At 72.8% G+C, this 15,152-nt stretch carries 11 protein-coding genes; 8 read left to right on the forward strand and 3 right to left on the reverse strand.

Annotated features, from left to right (window positions below; translation table 11 throughout):
- Positions 1-20: 20 nt before the first annotated feature.
- The 3 genes from ACFYPH_RS13375 to ACFYPH_RS13385 all read left to right on the forward strand — a co-directional run bounded on the left by ACFYPH_RS13375 (position 21) and on the right by ACFYPH_RS13385 (position 2,484).
- Positions 21-821, forward strand: a complete 801-nt coding sequence (locus tag ACFYPH_RS13375) for a TIGR03084 family metal-binding protein (RefSeq protein WP_355068968.1) — start codon at positions 21-23, stop codon at positions 819-821.
- Between the two features lie 194 nt (positions 822-1,015).
- The gene (locus tag ACFYPH_RS13380; protein ID WP_354856211.1) at positions 1,016-1,999 is read left to right on the forward strand and encodes a DUF1702 family protein; all 984 of its coding nucleotides are present in this window, start codon (positions 1,016-1,018) and stop codon (positions 1,997-1,999) included.
- 35 nt (positions 2,000-2,034) lie between these two features.
- Positions 2,035-2,484 carry an SCP2 sterol-binding domain-containing protein gene (locus tag ACFYPH_RS13385; protein ID WP_387181578.1) on the forward strand — a complete coding sequence of 150 codons (450 nt, stop codon included), beginning with the start codon at positions 2,035-2,037 and terminating at the stop codon, positions 2,482-2,484.
- Positions 2,485-2,540: 56 nt separating this feature from the next.
- Here the strand turns inward: ACFYPH_RS13385 and ACFYPH_RS13390 are convergent, their stop codons facing one another.
- The 3 genes from ACFYPH_RS13390 to ACFYPH_RS13400 are packed head-to-tail and all read right to left on the reverse strand — an operon-like array spanning position 2,541 to position 5,730.
- On the reverse strand, positions 2,541-3,530 hold the full coding sequence (locus ACFYPH_RS13390) for a carboxymuconolactone decarboxylase family protein (protein ID WP_387181581.1): 990 nt from the start codon (positions 3,528-3,530) through the stop codon (positions 2,541-2,543).
- The gene (locus ACFYPH_RS13395; RefSeq protein ID WP_387181584.1) at positions 3,527-5,164 is read right to left on the reverse strand and encodes a GMC family oxidoreductase N-terminal domain-containing protein; all 1,638 of its coding nucleotides are present in this window, start codon (positions 5,162-5,164) and stop codon (positions 3,527-3,529) included. The genes ACFYPH_RS13390 and ACFYPH_RS13395 overlap by 4 nt, the downstream gene beginning before the upstream one ends.
- Positions 5,161-5,730, reverse strand: a complete 570-nt coding sequence (locus ACFYPH_RS13400) for a DUF5987 family protein (protein WP_387181586.1) — start codon at positions 5,728-5,730, stop codon at positions 5,161-5,163. The genes ACFYPH_RS13395 and ACFYPH_RS13400 overlap by 4 nt, the downstream gene beginning before the upstream one ends.
- Before the next feature lie 284 nt (positions 5,731-6,014).
- Here ACFYPH_RS13400 and ACFYPH_RS13405 point away from each other — a divergent pair, with 284 nt between their 5' ends.
- Genes ACFYPH_RS13405 through ACFYPH_RS13425 form a run of 5 tightly spaced genes read left to right on the forward strand, consistent with a single transcriptional unit; the run spans position 6,015 to position 15,112 of the window.
- The gene (locus ACFYPH_RS13405) at positions 6,015-6,998 is read left to right on the forward strand and encodes a DUF1702 family protein (protein ID WP_387181589.1); all 984 of its coding nucleotides are present in this window, start codon (positions 6,015-6,017) and stop codon (positions 6,996-6,998) included.
- Positions 6,995-12,778 (forward strand): type I polyketide synthase, encoded by a 5,784-nt coding sequence (locus tag ACFYPH_RS13410; protein ID WP_355068026.1) that lies wholly within the window; start codon positions 6,995-6,997, stop codon positions 12,776-12,778. Before ACFYPH_RS13405 ends, ACFYPH_RS13410 begins: the two co-directional genes overlap by 4 nt.
- Before the next feature lie 2 nt (positions 12,779-12,780).
- On the forward strand, positions 12,781-13,221 hold the full coding sequence (locus tag ACFYPH_RS13415; RefSeq protein ID WP_039905788.1) for a thioesterase family protein: 441 nt from the start codon (positions 12,781-12,783) through the stop codon (positions 13,219-13,221).
- Positions 13,218-13,757 carry a flavin reductase family protein gene (locus ACFYPH_RS13420; protein WP_355068024.1) on the forward strand — a complete coding sequence of 180 codons (540 nt, stop codon included), beginning with the start codon at positions 13,218-13,220 and terminating at the stop codon, positions 13,755-13,757. The genes ACFYPH_RS13415 and ACFYPH_RS13420 overlap by 4 nt, the downstream gene beginning before the upstream one ends.
- Positions 13,754-15,112 (forward strand): cytochrome P450, encoded by a 1,359-nt coding sequence (locus ACFYPH_RS13425; protein ID WP_387181593.1) that lies wholly within the window; start codon positions 13,754-13,756, stop codon positions 15,110-15,112. Before ACFYPH_RS13420 ends, ACFYPH_RS13425 begins: the two co-directional genes overlap by 4 nt.
- The last annotated feature ends 40 nt before the right edge of the window (positions 15,113-15,152 follow it).

The following is a 15,152-nucleotide window of genomic DNA, read 5'->3' on the forward strand; positions in this document are numbered from 1 at the left end:
TCGAACTGAGAGGCAGAACAGTGACCGAACACCAGTATCCCAAGGTGATCGCCGACCTGGCCGCCGACGGCGACGACCTCGACCGCCTGGTCAGCGACCTCGACGTGGCCGCGTGGGCGCTGCCGACCCCCGCGCCCGGCTGGACCGTCGCCCACCAGATCGCCCACCTCGCGGCCACCTTCCGCATGGCCGGACTCGCGGCGGCCGACCCCGACCAGTTCGTCGCCATGACGGGACGGCTGGGCGCCGACTTCAACGCCAACGTGACCGCGGCACTGTCCGGCTACCTCGCCGAGGAACCCGCCGAGTTGTTGCGGCGCTGGCGTGAGGAGCGGGCGTGGGCCGAGAAGGCGCTGGGCGCCCTGCCGATGAACCAGCTCGTCCCGTGGTTGGTGCGCCCGCTGCCGGCGGCGGTGCTGGCCATGGCCGGGATGATGGAACTCTTCGCCCACGGCCAGGACATCGCCGACGCCCTCGGCGTCCGGCGCACGTTCACCGACCGGATCGGGCAGATCGTGGGATTCGCGGTCCGGACCTGGGACTTCGGTTACCAGGCGCGCGGCCTCGAAACCCCGGACGTCGAGTTCCGCTTCGAGATCACCGCGCCGTCCGGCGCGCTGTGGGAGTTCGGCCCAGCCGAGTCGCCGGAGCGCGTCACCGGGCCCGCTGAGGACTTCTGCCTCCTGGTCACCCGCCGCCGGCACAGCGACGATCTCGCGGTCCGTGCCCAGGGGGACGTCGCCACGCACTGGTTGGAGATCGCCCAGGCCTATCGGGGCCCCGCCGGCCCCGGCCGGGAGCCGGGTCAGTTCGCCAACTGATCGAAGCGTCGTCGCCGGGTGGACACACCCGGCGACGACGCCGGTCCCACCCGACCGTGCGCGACCACGCCGAAAGCCCAGCGCAGGGCCGGGAACCGACCGGGCACGCTCGGAGACGCGCGGCTCCTCGAACCCGGCCAGGATGAAATCGTCGCGGTGACCGCCGCCGTGGCACCGAACGAAGGGTGGCCGGTATGTCGAGAGTGTTCGGGTCGATGCGCCGCATGGTTCTCGCGCCTTCGCTGGAGCAGGTCTCCTTCGCCGCGCTCGGATTCCCGGTCACGGCCTCCGCCACCACAGTCCACCTGGAGGCGATCCCGCAGGCGGTGGTCTGCGGCTTCGAGTGGGGGATCGAAGGTCCGAGCGTCGCCGAGCTGGAACGCCGGCTCGCTCTCGTGGACCCGGAACGTCGTGGCTTCGCCTACGAGGGCGCGACGATGGCCTACACCGTGCTCGATGCGACGGCAGGCGGTTCCCGTACCCGTGAGTTGCTGGAAGGGCCGGGGCGCCCGCACTACTTCCTCGCCTGCATCGGCATCGGCTTCGCGATGGCCCGGCTGCCGCGCGTGTTGTGGCGCAAGGTGCTGCCGGACCTCACCGGGATCCCCTACCACCCGACGATGAGCTGGCTGGCCGTCGACGGCTACGGCTTCGACAAGGCGTACTTCGACCAGGCCACCTGGATCGTCGGGCAGCGACGTCCGCGGCCGTACCCGTGGCAGGGGCACGCCGACTACTTCCCGCGGGCGTTCGACCAGGGCGTCGGCCGGGCGCTGTGGTTCCGGCACGCGGCCGATCCGGCGGCGGTGGCCGCGACCGTCGACGGCTTCGCGGCCCCGCGCCGCGCGGACCTGTGGAGCGGTGTGGGACTGGCCGCGACGTTCGCCGGCGGGTGCGACACCGCGGGCTTCGAGTCGTTGCGGTCGCTGGCCGGCGAGTACGGCCCGCACCTCGCCCAGGGCGCGGTCTTCGCGGCCAAGGCGCGGACGTGGGCGGGCTACTGCCCGGAGCACACCGACGCGGCGGCGCGGGCGCTGACCGGCCTGTCGTCGGAGGCCGCCGCCGAGCTGGCCGATGCCGCGGCGGTCGACGCGCCCGCCGACGGCCTGGCCTACGAGGAGTGGCGGCGGGTGATCCGTGAGCGGGTCATTCAGCCCGCCGGCGTCAGCGACAGCTAGGACCCGCGCGCGGACGACGACCAGAGGAGCCTTCGATGACCACCAACAACGCCGATCCGGCGGCGCTGGCGCCCCGTGATCTCGCCATCTTCGTCAAGAGCACCCCGATGCCGGACGTCCGCGCGCTGATGAGTGGGGAACGCCGGGACGCCCTGTTGCAGGAGATCTTTCGGCGGATGCCGGACGTGTTCCGGGCCGACCGGGCCGCCGGTCTCGACGCCGTCATCCACTGGGTGATCGGTGACCGGCCCGACGGCGGAGTCGACCACTACCAGCTGGAGATCGCGGACGGGGTGTGCCGGGTGTCGCCCGTCGCCGATCGCGAGCCGAAGCTGACGCTGACGATCGGCGGCGCCGACTTCCTGCTGGTGGTGACCGGCAACGCGCATCCGGTCGTGCTGACGATGAAGGGCCGACTGCGAACCCGGGGCGACCTCGCGCTGATCGCGAAGTTCCCCTCCCTGTTCGACGTGCCGAAGGTCTGACAGCGCCGCGGGGCCGGCTCGGCCGGCCCCGGCCGGGGCCGGCCGACGTTCGCCGGTCAACCCGCCGTTTCGTACGCCGTGGCGAGCGCGTCGCCGTGCCGGCGTGCCGCGGTCAGGGCGGCCCAGGCCGCCAGGCCGAGCAACGCCGCGTCGTCGTGGCCCTCGGCACGGACCGCGGCCACCGCCGAGTCGGGCACCCGGTACGAGGCGAAGGCGACGAGCATCGCCAGTCGTCCGGTTGCCCGGTCCGCAGAGGACAGACCCGCCAGCCGTGAGTCGAGCCAGTCCGCCACCCCCGCCAGGTCGTCCGGAGCGTCGTCGTCGACGAGGCACTCGCGTACCAGCAGGCGTACGGCAGGAGGCACCGACCGCTGCCCGGCGTCCTCGATCACCGCCGCCGCTCCCGTCATGGCGGCGGCGACGTGTGGCAGCCCCGCCGCCCAGCGGAGGTCGTCCGGCAGGCGCCGCACCGTGCCGGCCGTGCCGGGCAGCAATGGCAGGGACTGCCCGGCCACCGCCTCCCGGCCGGCCAGCCGACCCATCAACCGTGCCGCGACGCTCCGGGCGCCACCGAGCAGGGGAGCGGGAACCGCCGCCAGCGGTGAGTCCCGCAGGAAGACGTTCACCATGCGGTTGAGGTAGTGGAAGTCGACGGCCACGCCGATCAGCTCCGGCGACAGGACCGTCGGAAGCGGCGGCGGCGAGGCGCCCCGGCGCCCGAGCCCGCGTACGGCTGCCTGGTGGACGTCCACGCAGTAGGGACAGGTGTTGGCAGCCGACACCGCGGCCGCCACCGCCTCGCGCTCCCGACGGCTCGTCGTGCCCGAGACGAGCAGGGTCTCCCGCAGGATGCACCAGGCCGCGACGAGCAGTCCCGGCGCGGCGGCGTGCAGGGCGATGGGCGGCGCGAGCAGGCCGAAGTCGCGTTCGACCTGCTCGTACACCTGACGGACCCGCACCGGCGCGGCCTCCGGAGGTACCGGGGAGACGTGTCGCAGGTGCGCGAAGGTGGCCCGCCGCGTGAGCCCGGCGACCGTGAAACTCATGACCGCAGGCGGGCGACCGCACGCCGTCCGGCGGTCTCGCCGTCCGGCGACGGCGCACCGTAGGTCACCTCGACACCCCGCTCCTGTGCGGCCCGCACGATGCCCGGCATGGCGCGTTCGGCGAGGGCCGCGATCGTCGAGGCCGGGTTGACCGTCAACGCGCCGGGCACCGCGGAACCGTCGGTCACGAAGATGCCCGGGTGCCCGCGCAGCTCGTGGCGGTCGTCCAGCGCCGAGGTCGCCGGGTCGTCGCCGATGCGGCACGAGGCGAGGGGATGCACGGTGTACGCGCCCACCAGGTCGTTCGTCCACGGCATCACGCGGGACAGCCCGTCGCGCTCAAGGATGTCCTTGACGTCGGCGTCGGCCAGCGACCATCCGCGCCACGTGTTCGCCGTGGGCCGGTACCGCAGCGGGCCGTGGCCCAGCATCTGCTGCGAGAAGCGGTGGGCGTTGCCGGTCTCCGGCGGCGGGCCGAAGACGCCCTCGTTGTCGTCCTCCGACATCGTGAAGATCGTCAGCCACGACTGCCAGCGGCGCAGCATCTCCTTCTTGTCCCGGCCGAACCAGCTGGGGCTCGCGTCGGGCACCTGCGCCAGGATCGTGCCCAGCGCGGGCGGGAAGTAGAGCTGTTCGAGGGAGTAGCGCTCGAACTCGGGCAGGGCGCCGTCGAGCCGGTCCCAGCTGGCGACCGTCGGACCCCGCCCGATCTGGTACGCCTCGTAGGCCCGTCCGTCCGGCCGCGACAGCTTCAGCACCTCGCGGACCCGGTCCTCGTCGAACACGGCCGTGTTGAGGCGCTCACCGTTGCCGGAGAAGTACCGCCCGACCGCGTGCGGCATCCGGCCCAGGTGTGGCTCCGAGCGTTGCAGGATCACCGGTGTGGCGCCCGCGCCGGCGGCGATCACGACGATCTTCGCGTCGATCGTCCCCTCGCCGTGCAGGATCCGGTAGTCCTCCTCGTCGACGACGCGATAGTGGACCCGGTAGCTGCCGTCGGCGTTACGGACCAGGTGCTGCACCTCGTGCAGCGGCCGGATCTCGGCGCCGTGCGCCAGGGCGGCCGGCAGGTAGTTGAGCAGCAGCGAGCGTTTGGCGTCGAAGCGGCAGCCGGCCATCATCCAGTTGCAGTTCGTGCACATGTCCACGTCGATGGCCGACGGCGCCGGGTTGGCGGTACGTCCGGCGTGGTGGCAGGCGGCGGCGAACAGGCCACCGGCGTACGGGACCCGGTCCCACGTCTGCTGGGTCACCGGCAGCGCCTCGGCCACCCGGTCGTACCAGGGCTCCAGGGTGTCGCGGCTGATGGCGGCGGGCCACATGCGTCGCCCGATGCTGCCGTGGCGCTCGAAGACGAAGCGTGGCGCCCGCGGCATCGTGGCGAAGTAGACCACGCTGCCGCCGCCCACGCAGTTGCCGCCCAGCACGCTCATGCCGTCGCCGATGACGAAGTCGAAGACCCGGGTGTACGACGCGCCCAGCTTGAAGTCGTGCTCGAAGTCGTCGGCCTTGAGCCACGGGCCACGCTCGAAGACCTTCACCCGGGCCCCGCCGGCGGCGAGGTGGTACGCGGCGATGGCGCCGCCGAAGCCGCTGCCGATGACCAGGACGTCGGTGGACTCGGTGGCCGTCATGCCGGGCTCCCCGTGGCGGTGGTGGACGGGTGGGGGTTGGCGAGCTGCCGGCCGTACGAGAACGTGGGGAACCGCCAGAGCCCGTCCGGGTCGGGCGTCTCGTACCCCATCGCCAGCAGGCCCGGATGCCCGGCGGCCAACGCGTCCACGGTGTGCAGGTGTGGCGCGCTGTCGAAGGCCATGTTGCAGAAGAGCGCCAGCCCCACCCACATCTGCTTGTCCGGGTGATCGGGGCTGGTCAGCTTCTCGATCAGCGCGGTCCGGGCCTCGAACGGCAGGCCCACGAAGGGCGGCAGGTCCGGGTTCAGGTCGAGGCCCGTGGCGGCGGCGTGCTCCCGGGCGTACTCGTCGAGTTCCACGCAGATCGTGTCGAGCGCCGGCGCCAGCCCTCCGGCGGGGTCTTCGAGCAGTTCGATCGCGCCGCCCGTGACGGCACCGCCGCCGACGTCGACGCCGGCGATCGCCGCATCGTCAGGGCCGCGTTTCTCGCCCGGGATGATGGTGTCGGCGAATGCCTCCAGAATCATCGTGCGCACCCGGTGTTCGGCCGCTTCGTCGGATTCCACGGCACGCTCCTTTGCGGAAGTCCGGACGTCAATTCCGGAGGTGTCGTTCGGATGCCAGTCATCGTGGTATGGGCCACCCCCCGCGTTCATCTCCTGTGTTGCGCTAACCGGCCCGTAATAGTCATTCCCGCTGTCCACTATCCACTCGACCATTGACCGATCCAGGTGAGCAGCGGAAATATGCCGATCCCCGGACGCCGTCGGCGACCGCCGCAATGCAGGAGAAGTTTCGCTCCACATAGTCGCGTAACAATGAGGTCTCAGCGGGAGGGCCGGAGCATACGATGAGTTCATTGACCAGACTTCGACGCCGTATCATGACCCCCGACGTGGGGCAGACCAGAGTCAGCACGCGCGGATTCCATCTCAAGAACGAGCAGGCCCGCGAGCGCCTCGAAACAGTCGGTAGCTCGTTCCTGCACGGATTCGGGGCGGCCGCCGAGGCGAATGGCCCGGCAGATGCGGCACCCACGGTCGAGGCCACGCCGGCCGCGTACCGGGGCTTCGCCTACGAGGGTGCGGCGATGGCCTTCGCCATCCGCGACGCCCTGCCCGGGCGTCCGCGGCACGTCGCGCGGTTCCTCGCCGACCACGACGAGCACGTCTACATGGCGTACGTCGGAGTGGGCTGGGCGATGGCCCGCCTGCCGCGTCTGCTGTGGCCCCGGCTGTACGCCCCGGACCCGCTGCTGCGCTGGCTCGTCCTTGACGGGTACGGGTTCCACGAGGCGTACTTCAGGACCGACCGGTACGTGCGCCAGCGGCGTCGGCCGTCCACCTTCGCGTGGCCTGCCGACGGCCCCCGGGACTACTCGGTGCGCGCCATCGACCAGGGCATCGGCCGGGCCTGCTGGTTCGTCGCCGGAACGGACCCGGAGCAGCTCGTCCGCCTCCTCGACGCGTTCCCCGCCGACCGCCGGCGCGACCTGTACGCCGGGGCCGGCCTCGCCGTCTGCTACGCGGGCGGCGCGAGTGAGCGGGAACTGACCTGGCTCGCCGAGTGCGCGGGGACGTACCGGCCGGACCTCGCGCAGGGCGCGTCGTTCGGCGCCGCGGCCCGGCTGCGTGCCGATCTCGTCACCCCGCACAACGAGCTGGCGACCCGTGTCCTCTGCGGCATGACGGTGAGCGACGCGACACGGGTGACCGACGAGGCGCGGGTCGGGCTGCCCCCGGACGACGTCCTGCCCGCCTACGAGGTGTGGCGCCAGCGCATCAGGAACGCCTTCGACCCGTCGCCAGCGACCCGAAAGCTGAGTGAGCAATGACCAGTATCGCCGTGGTGGGGATGGCGTGCCGCTACCCCGACGCCCGTTCGCCACAGGAACTGTGGGAGAACGCGATCGCGGGTCGCCGGGCGTTCCGGCGGCTCCCCGACGTCCGGATGAACGCCGACGACTACTTCGACGCCGACCCGGCCGCCCCGGACCGCTTCTACGCCCGCAACGCCGCCGTCATCGAGGGCTACGAGTTCGACCGGGTCGGCTACAAGGTCGCCGGGAGCACGTACCGGTCGACGGATCTGGCCCACTGGCTGGCCCTGGAGACCGCCGCCACGGCACTGGCCGACGCGGGTTTCCCGGCGGGGGAGGGGCTGCCCCAGGAGCGCACGGGCGTCATCGTGGGCAACACGCTGACCGGCGAGTTCTCCCGGGCCAACCAGATGCGGCTGCGCTGGCCGTACGTGCGGCGGACCGTGGCCGCGGCGTTGCGGGCAGAGGGCTGGGACGACGAGAAGCTGTCCGCCTTTCTCGCCACCTACGAGGAGGCGTACAAGAGCCCGTTCCCGCCGGTGAACGAGGACACGCTCGCCGGCGCCCTGTCGAACACGATCGCCGGACGCATCTGCAACCACTTCGATCTCAAGGGTGGCGGCTACACCGTCGACGGCGCCTGCTCGTCCTCGCTGCTGTCCGTGGTGACCGCGTGCCGGGCACTGCTCGACGGAGAACTGGACGTCGCGATCGCCGGCGGTGTCGACCTGTCCATCGACCCGTTCGAGGTCATCGGCTTCGCGAAGACCGGCGCCCTGGCCAGCGGCGAGATGCGGGTCTACGACCGCGCCTCCAACGGGTTCTGGCCGGGTGAGGGCTGCGGCATGCTGGTCCTGATGCGCGCCGACGAGGCCGCCGAGGCAGGTCACCGGATCTATGCCTCGGTGGCCGGCTGGGGCGTCTCGTCCGACGGCCGCGGTGGCATCACCCGGCCCGAGGTCGACGGCTACCAGCTCGCCCTGCACCGCGCGTACGACCGGGCCGGTTTCGGCATCGACACCGTCGGGCTGTTCGAGGGTCACGGCACCGGCACGAAGGTCGGGGACACCACCGAGCTCACCGCGCTGTCCAGCGCTCGCGAGACGGCGAATCCCGACGCGCCGCCGGCCGTCATCGGCTCGGTCAAGGGGATGATCGGTCACACCAAGGCCGCCGCCGGGGTGGCCGGTTTCATCCGCGCCGCCATGGCCGTGCACCACGAGGTGCTTCCCCCGAGCGTCGGCTCCGTCGACCCCCACGAGCTTCTCACCGCCGACGGCGCCCGGCTGCGCACCCTGCGCAAGGCCGAAGCGTGGCCGAGCGCGGTCCCGGTGCGGGCCGGCATCACCGCCATGGGCTTCGGCGGCATCAACACGCACGTCGTGCTCGAACGCCACGGCCCGCGCCGGCCCGTGCCGGATCGCCGCGTCCGTACCCTGGCCGCCTCCGCCCAGGACGCGGAGCTGCTGCTGGTGGACGCGGCCTCCGCGCCGGAACTGGCCGTTCGGCTCGCCGAGCTGGGCACCTTCGTGTCCGCGATCTCGTACGCGGAGCTGGGCGATCTCGCGGCGACGCTCCACCGCGACCTGCAGGACCGGCCGTTCCGGGCCGCGGTCGTTGCCTCGTCACCCGAGGAGGCGCAGTGGCTGCTGACCGCGGCGGGTGAGGCCGCCGAATCCGGCGAGACGACACTGATCCGCCCCGACGGCCGGTTCCTGCTCGGACACGTCAGCGGCCCGGCCCGGATCAGCTTCCTCTTCCCGGGGCAGGGTTCCGGACGCGGTGTCAGCGGTGGCGCGCTGCGGCGGCGGTTCGCCGAGGTCGAGGACGTCTACCTGCGCGCCGCGCTGCCCACCGGCAGCGACGTCGTCGCGACCGAGGTCGCCCAACCGCGCATCGTCGCCGGATCACTGGCCGGGCAGCACGCCCTGGCGCTGCTCGGCATCGAGGCGTCCACCGCGATCGGGCACAGCCTCGGCGAGATCGTGGCCCTGCAGTGGGCCGGCGTCATGGACGAGGACACGCTCCTGCGCGTCGCCGGCGTCCGGGGCCGGACCATGGCCGGGCACAGCCAGGCCGGCACGATGGCCGACATCGGAGCGCCCCCCGAGACGGTCGACGGGATCATCGCGGGGCTGCCGGTGGTCGTGGCCGCCTACAACGGGCCCCAGCACACCGTCGTCTCCGGGTCGGTCGACGCGATCGAGGCGGTCTGCCACAAGGCTCGGGCCGCCGGCCTGAGCGCGACGCGGCTGCGGGTCTCGCACGCCTTCCACTCCCCGCTGGTCGCACCGGCCGCGGACACGTTCGCCGACGCCCTCGCGGGCGAGACCTTCCACCAGGTCGGCGCCCGGGTCGTCTCCACAGTCACCGGTGAGGTGCTGCCCGCCGACACCGACGTGCGCGGCCTCCTGCGCCGCCAGATCACCGACCCGGTCCTGTTCAACCAGGCCGTCGCGTTCGCCGCCAAGAACACCGACCTGTTCGTCGAGGTCGGGCCCGGGCGGGTGCTAACCGGGCTGGCCACGACGGTCACGGACGTCCCGGCGGTCGCCGTGGACACCGACAACGACTCGCTCGCGAGTCTGCTGCGGGTCGCCGGCGCCGCGTACGTCGTCGGCGCGGCCCCGGCCCCGGCGGCGCTGTTCGACGGGCGGTTCGTGCGGCCGCTGGAGGTCGGCGCCGCGTTCTCCTTCCTGACCAGCCCCTGCGAGCAGGCGCCGGAGCTCAGCGCGGCGATCGAGCGCGGGCCGGCCGTGGCGCCGCCGTCCACCACCGCCGATGCGGTCGGGGTGGGGGAGGAGTCCACCGAGGACCTCATGCGGCGGCTCACCGCCGAGCGCGCCGAGCTGCCGATCGAACTCGTCCGGCCGGACAGCCGCCTGCTCGACGACCTGCACCTGAGCTCGATCACGATCGGCCAGGTGGCCAACCAGCTCGCACAGCGTCTGGAGCTGCCACCGGCGCAGATGCCGCTCAACTTCGCGACCGCCACCGTCCGGGAACTCGCGGCGACGATGGAGACCCTCGCGCGTACGGCCCGGGACAGCGACGCCACCGCCACGCCTGTGGTGGCGGGTGTGGCCGGCTGGGCGCGGCCCTGGCGGCTCGACCTCGACGAGGTGCCGTTGCCGGCGGTTCCCGGCGACGCCACCGCCGCGAACGGTCCGTGGCACGCGCACGCGTCAGCGGAGCACCCGTTCGCCGCGACCCTCGCCGCGGCGCTCGAACAGGCCGGGCTCGGTGGCGGCGTTCTGGTCTGCCTGCCACCGGACTGCACCGAGGAGCAACTGGAGCCGGCCCTGCGGGGAGCGCAGCAGGCCCTCGCCGCCGGCAGCACCCGCTTCGTCCTGGTCGGGCACGGTCGGGGCGCGGCGGCCATCGCCCGGACGTTGCATCTTGAGGCGCCGTCCGTGCTGGTCACCGTCGTGCACCTGCCGGCCGCCAGCGACTCGGCGGTGGAGCTGGTGGTGCGGGAGGTCGCCGCGACGACCAGCTTCACCGAGGTGCACTACGACGACGGGGTGCGGCGCGTCCCGACGCTCCGCGCGCTGCCGGTACGCCCCGCGACGGTGGAGGCCCCGCTCGGCGCGGACGACGTGCTGCTGGTGACCGGTGGGGGCAAGGGCATCACTGCCGAGTGCGCCCTCGCCCTGGCCACCGACAGTGGCGCAAGCCTGGCGGTGCTGGGCCGTTCCGACCCCGCCGAGGACGCCGAACTGGCCGCGAACCTGGCCCGGATCGCCACCGCCGGCGTCACCGTGCGGTACGCCCGCGCCGACGTCACCGATGCCGCCGCCGTCCGGCAGGCGGTGCGGGACCTCTCCGCCGAACTCGGGCCGATCACCGGTGTTCTGCACGGCGCCGGCCGCAACGAACCCGCCGGACTGGCGAGCCTGGACCCGGCCGCGTTCCGTCACACCCTGGCACCGAAGGTCGACGGCCTGCGGGCGGTGCTCGACGCGGTCGAGAAGCCCCGGCTCCGGCTGCTCGTGACGCTCGGCAGCATCATCGGCCGGGCGGGGCTGCGGGGCGAAGCGCACTACGCCACCGCCAACGACTGGCTGGCCGAGGAGACCACGGCCTTCTCCCGGGCGTACCCCGAGTGCCGCACCCGATGCCTGGAGTGGTCGGTCTGGTCCGGCGTCGGCATGGGGGAGCGGCTGTCGGTCGTCGAGTCGCTCAGCCGCGAGGGCGTCACGCCCATCACCCCCGACCAGGGCATCGCGATCCTGCGGCGTCTGGTCGCGGACACCACCGCGCCGGTCGTTGTGGTGATCAGCGGCCGCACCGAGGGCATCCACACGGTCCGGTACCACCAGCCGGCGCTGCCGTTGCTGCGCTTCGTCGACCGCGCGCTGATCCGCTACCACCAGGTCGAACTCGTGGTGGAGACGGAACTCAACGTCGGCACCGACCGCTACCTCGAAGATCATGACCTGGACGGCAACCTGCTGTTCCCCGCGGTCTTCGGGATGGAGGCCATGGCGCAGGTGGCCGCGGCCCTCTCCGGCGCCGACGTCCTCCCGGTCATCGAGCGGGCGGAGTTCCTGCGGCCCATCATCGTCGCGCCCCACGGGCACACGAGGATCCGGGTGGCTGCCCTGGTCACCGACGACGACGTCATCGAGGTGGCGATCCGCAGCGAGGAGACCGGCTTCACCGCCGATCACTTCACCGCCCGGCTGCGCCTCGGCGCCGACACGGTGCCCGACGGCCCTCCGGACCAGGTGCCGGACGGTCTCGCGCCGGCCTCGATCGCCCCGCTCGACGACCTGTACGGCGGCACCCTGTTCCAGGGAGGCCGGTTCCAGCGGATCCGGCAGTACCACCGGGCCGCCGCCCGTCACGTGGACGCGATCGTGGAGGCCGACGACTCGACGGCGTGGTTCGCCCCGTACGTCTCCGCGACGCTGCTGCTGGGCGACCCCGGCGTCCGCGACGCGCTCATGCACGGCAACCAGGTGTGCGTACCGGACGCCACGCTGCTGCCCGTCGGTGTGGAACGCATCCACCCCGGCGGGGAGAAGCTGTCGTCCGCCCGCGAGCTGCGGTACTGCGCCACCGAACGCGAGCGCGACGGCGACACGTACGTCTACGACATCGCCCTGCGCACGGAGTCCGGGATGACCGTCGAGCGGTGGGAGGGACTGCGGCTGCGCGCGGTCCGCAAGCAGGACGGCGCCGGCCCGTGGGTGGCGCCGCTGCTCGGCCCCTACCTGGAGCGTGGGCTGGGAGACCTCGGGCTCACCGGCGTCGCCGTCGCCATCGAGCCCGACGCCCCGGCACCCGAGCCCGGCGAGCGCTCCGCCACGCGCCGACGTGACAGCGCCCGCGCCGTCGGGCAGGCGCTCGGGCGGCCGGTCGAGATCACCTACCGGCCGGACGGTCGGCCCGAGGTCGCCGGGGAGCACACCGTCTCGATCGCGCACGGCGCCGGGGTGACGCTGGCCGTCGCCGGGGCGGGCGTCCTGGGCTGCGACCTCGAGAGCGTGGCGCGGCGCAGCCCCGAGGAGTGGAAGGGCCTGCTCGGCCCCCACGCCGGGCTCGCCGAGCAGTTGGCCGGCGACTCGGGCGAGGACGCCGACACCGCCTCGACCCGGGTCTGGACCGCGGTCGAGGCGATGCAGAAGGCCGGCCTGCCGATGCGCGGCCCACTCGTCCTGGGCGGTACGGCCCGTCCCGGCTGGGTGCTCTTCGCCGCCGGCGGCGCTCGGGCCGCCTCGTTCGTCACGAGCCTGCGCGGCAGCGACGGACGAGTCGTCATCACTGTTCTGGCCGGTGCGGAGGGATGAGCATGGAGAGCTACTACGAGCTGCGGCACACCGTCGGGTTCGAGGAGACGAACATCGTCGGCAACGTCTACTACGTCAACTACCTGCGGTGGCAGGGCCGCTGCCGGGAGATGTTCCTGAAGGACCGGGCGCCGACGGTCCTCGCCGACCTGCAGGACGACCTCAAGCTGTTCACGCTCAAGGTCGAGTGTGAGTTCTTCGCCGAGATCACCGCGTTCGACGAGATCGCCGTCCGGATGCGACTGCTCGAACTGGCCCAGACGCAGCTCGAGTTCGGCTTCGACTATGTGCGTACCGGACCGGCGGGCGAGACACTCGTCGCCCGCGGCGCCCAGCGCGTCGCCTGCATGCGCGGCCCGAACAACCGGACCGTTCCCACCCGGGTCCCGGAAGCGCTCGAACGCGCTCTGGAACCCTATGCCGCCGCCGGGGTCCGGCGATGACGACCTTCGGTACGGAAGAGTTGACGGACCCGGTGCTGATGCGCCGCGTCTGCGGGACCTTCGCCACCGGCGTCACTGTGGTCAGCGTCGGCGGGGACGAGCCGCACGCCATGACCGCGAACTCGTTCAGCGCGGTGTCTCTCGATCCGCCGCTGATCCTGGTGTGTGTCGGCCGGGACGCCCTCATGCACCAGGCGCTCAGCCGGGCCGGCGCGTTCGGTGTCTCCGTGCTGGCCGCCGATCAGGAGGCGGTGGCGCGCTACTACGCCGACCGACGCCGCCCGCTCGGACAGGAGCAGTTCGAGTTCGCCGAGTGGCGGCCGGGCGCGCGGACGGCGGCGCCGTTGCTCGGCGGCGCCGCCGCCCACATCGAGTGCGAGCTCTGGCGGTCGTACGACGGAGGAGATCACACGATCTTCCTGGGCCGTCCGTGCGGGATGCGCCGGCACGACGACGGCGACGGCGAGGCTCTCGTGTTCCTCGGTGGCCGGTTCCGCCGGCTCGAGAGGACGCCGTCGGCGGTGGTGACGTCATGACCGCCGTCACCCGCCCCGCGCCGGCCCTCCCCGGTCCGTCGCGCGCGTCGGCCGTCAGCATGCTCATCACGATGGGCCGCGACCGCCTCGGCATGATGACGTCGGCGGCCGCCCGCTACGGCGACGTCGCGCTGCTGCCGGTCGGTCCGAAGGAGCTCTACTTCTTCAACCACCCCGACCACGCCAAGCACGTGCTCGCCGACAACGCGGCCAACTACCACAAGGGCATCGGTCTGGTGCACGCCCGCCGAGCGCTCGGCGACGGGTTGCTGACCAGCGAGGGTGAGCTGTGGCGCAAGCAGCGCAGGGTGGCGCAGCCGGCGTTCCAGAGCCGGCGCATCGCCCAGCAGGCCGGCATCGTCGCCGAGGAGGCGGCGGCCCTCGTCGGCCGGCTGCGGACGCTCGGCCGCCACGGCCCGGTGGACGTGCTCCAGGAGATGACGGGTCTGACCCTCGGCGTGCTCGGGCGCACGCTGCTCGACACCGACCTCGGGAGGTTCCCGTCGATCGGGCGCGACTTCGCCGTGGTGCAGGACCAGGCCATGTTCGAGCTCGCGTCGTTGAGCGCCGTGCCGCCCTGGGTGCCGCTGCCGCGTCAGGTGCGGTTCCGGCGTGCCCGCCGCCGTCTGCAGACGATCGTCGACCAGCTGGTCGCCGAGCGCGGGAGCCACACCGGTGACCGCGACGACGTGCTGTCGCGGCTCATCGTGTCGGCCCGGGCCGAGCCCGACCCTCGGGTCGGACGGCAGCGGCTGCGCGACGAGCTCGTGACCCTGCTGCTCGCCGGGCACGAGACCACCGCCAGCACGCTGAGCTGGGCGCTCTACCTGCTCGACAGGCATCCCGAAGTGCGCCGCCGGCTGCGGGAAGAGGCGATCGCGGTGCTGGGCGACCGGCTGCCGACCTTCGACGACCTGGGCCGCCTGCGGTACACCGCGATGGTCATCGACGAGGTGGTGCGGCTGTACCCGCCGGTGTGGATCCTGCCCCGCAAGGCGCTCGCCGCCGACGTGGTGGGCGGGTACGCGGTGCCGGCGGGCGCCGACGTGCTGGTCTGCCCTTACACGCTGCACCGGCACCCGGACTTCTGGGACCAGCCCGAACGCTTCGATCCGGAGCGCTTCGACCCGGCCCGCACCACCGACCGCCCGCGGTACGCCTACATCCCGTTCGGTGCGGGGCCGCGGTTCTGCGTCGGGAACCACCTGGGCCTGATGGAGGCCGCATTCGTCCTCGCCGTACTGGCCCGGGACCTGACGCTCACGACTGTCGCCACGCACAACGTCGTACCCGAGCCGATGTTGTCGCTGCGCATACGCGGCGGCCTGCCGATGACCGTGCGTCCGGCGGACTGAGGACACCGCCGGGTGACCGCGGACCGCTGTCACCCACGAC

It is taken from the genome of Micromonospora sp. NPDC005252, assembly GCF_042872475.1.
Lineage (GTDB): Bacteria > Actinomycetota > Actinomycetes > Mycobacteriales > Micromonosporaceae > Micromonospora.

What these genes read in the sequence shown, in the direction of transcription:
- ACFYPH_RS13380 (WP_354856211.1), top strand. Translation starts at nt 1,016, where the DNA reads ATGTCGAGAGTGTTCGGGTCGATGCGCCGCATGGTTCTCGCGCCTTCG.
- ACFYPH_RS13385 (WP_387181578.1), top strand. Translation starts at nt 2,035, where the DNA reads ATGACCACCAACAACGCCGATCCGGCGGCGCTGGCGCCCCGTGATCTC.
- ACFYPH_RS13390 (WP_387181581.1), bottom strand. Translation starts at nt 3,530, where the DNA reads ATGAGTTTCACGGTCGCCGGGCTCACGCGGCGGGCCACCTTCGCGCAC.
- ACFYPH_RS13395 (WP_387181584.1), bottom strand. Translation starts at nt 5,164, where the DNA reads ATGACGGCCACCGAGTCCACCGACGTCCTGGTCATCGGCAGCGGCTTC.
- ACFYPH_RS13405 (WP_387181589.1), top strand. Translation starts at nt 6,015, where the DNA reads ATGAGTTCATTGACCAGACTTCGACGCCGTATCATGACCCCCGACGTG.
- ACFYPH_RS13410 (WP_355068026.1), top strand. Translation starts at nt 6,995, where the DNA reads ATGACCAGTATCGCCGTGGTGGGGATGGCGTGCCGCTACCCCGACGCC.
- ACFYPH_RS13415 (WP_039905788.1), top strand. Translation starts at nt 12,781, where the DNA reads ATGGAGAGCTACTACGAGCTGCGGCACACCGTCGGGTTCGAGGAGACG.
- ACFYPH_RS13420 (WP_355068024.1), top strand. Translation starts at nt 13,218, where the DNA reads ATGACGACCTTCGGTACGGAAGAGTTGACGGACCCGGTGCTGATGCGC.
- ACFYPH_RS13425 (WP_387181593.1), top strand. Translation starts at nt 13,754, where the DNA reads ATGACCGCCGTCACCCGCCCCGCGCCGGCCCTCCCCGGTCCGTCGCGC.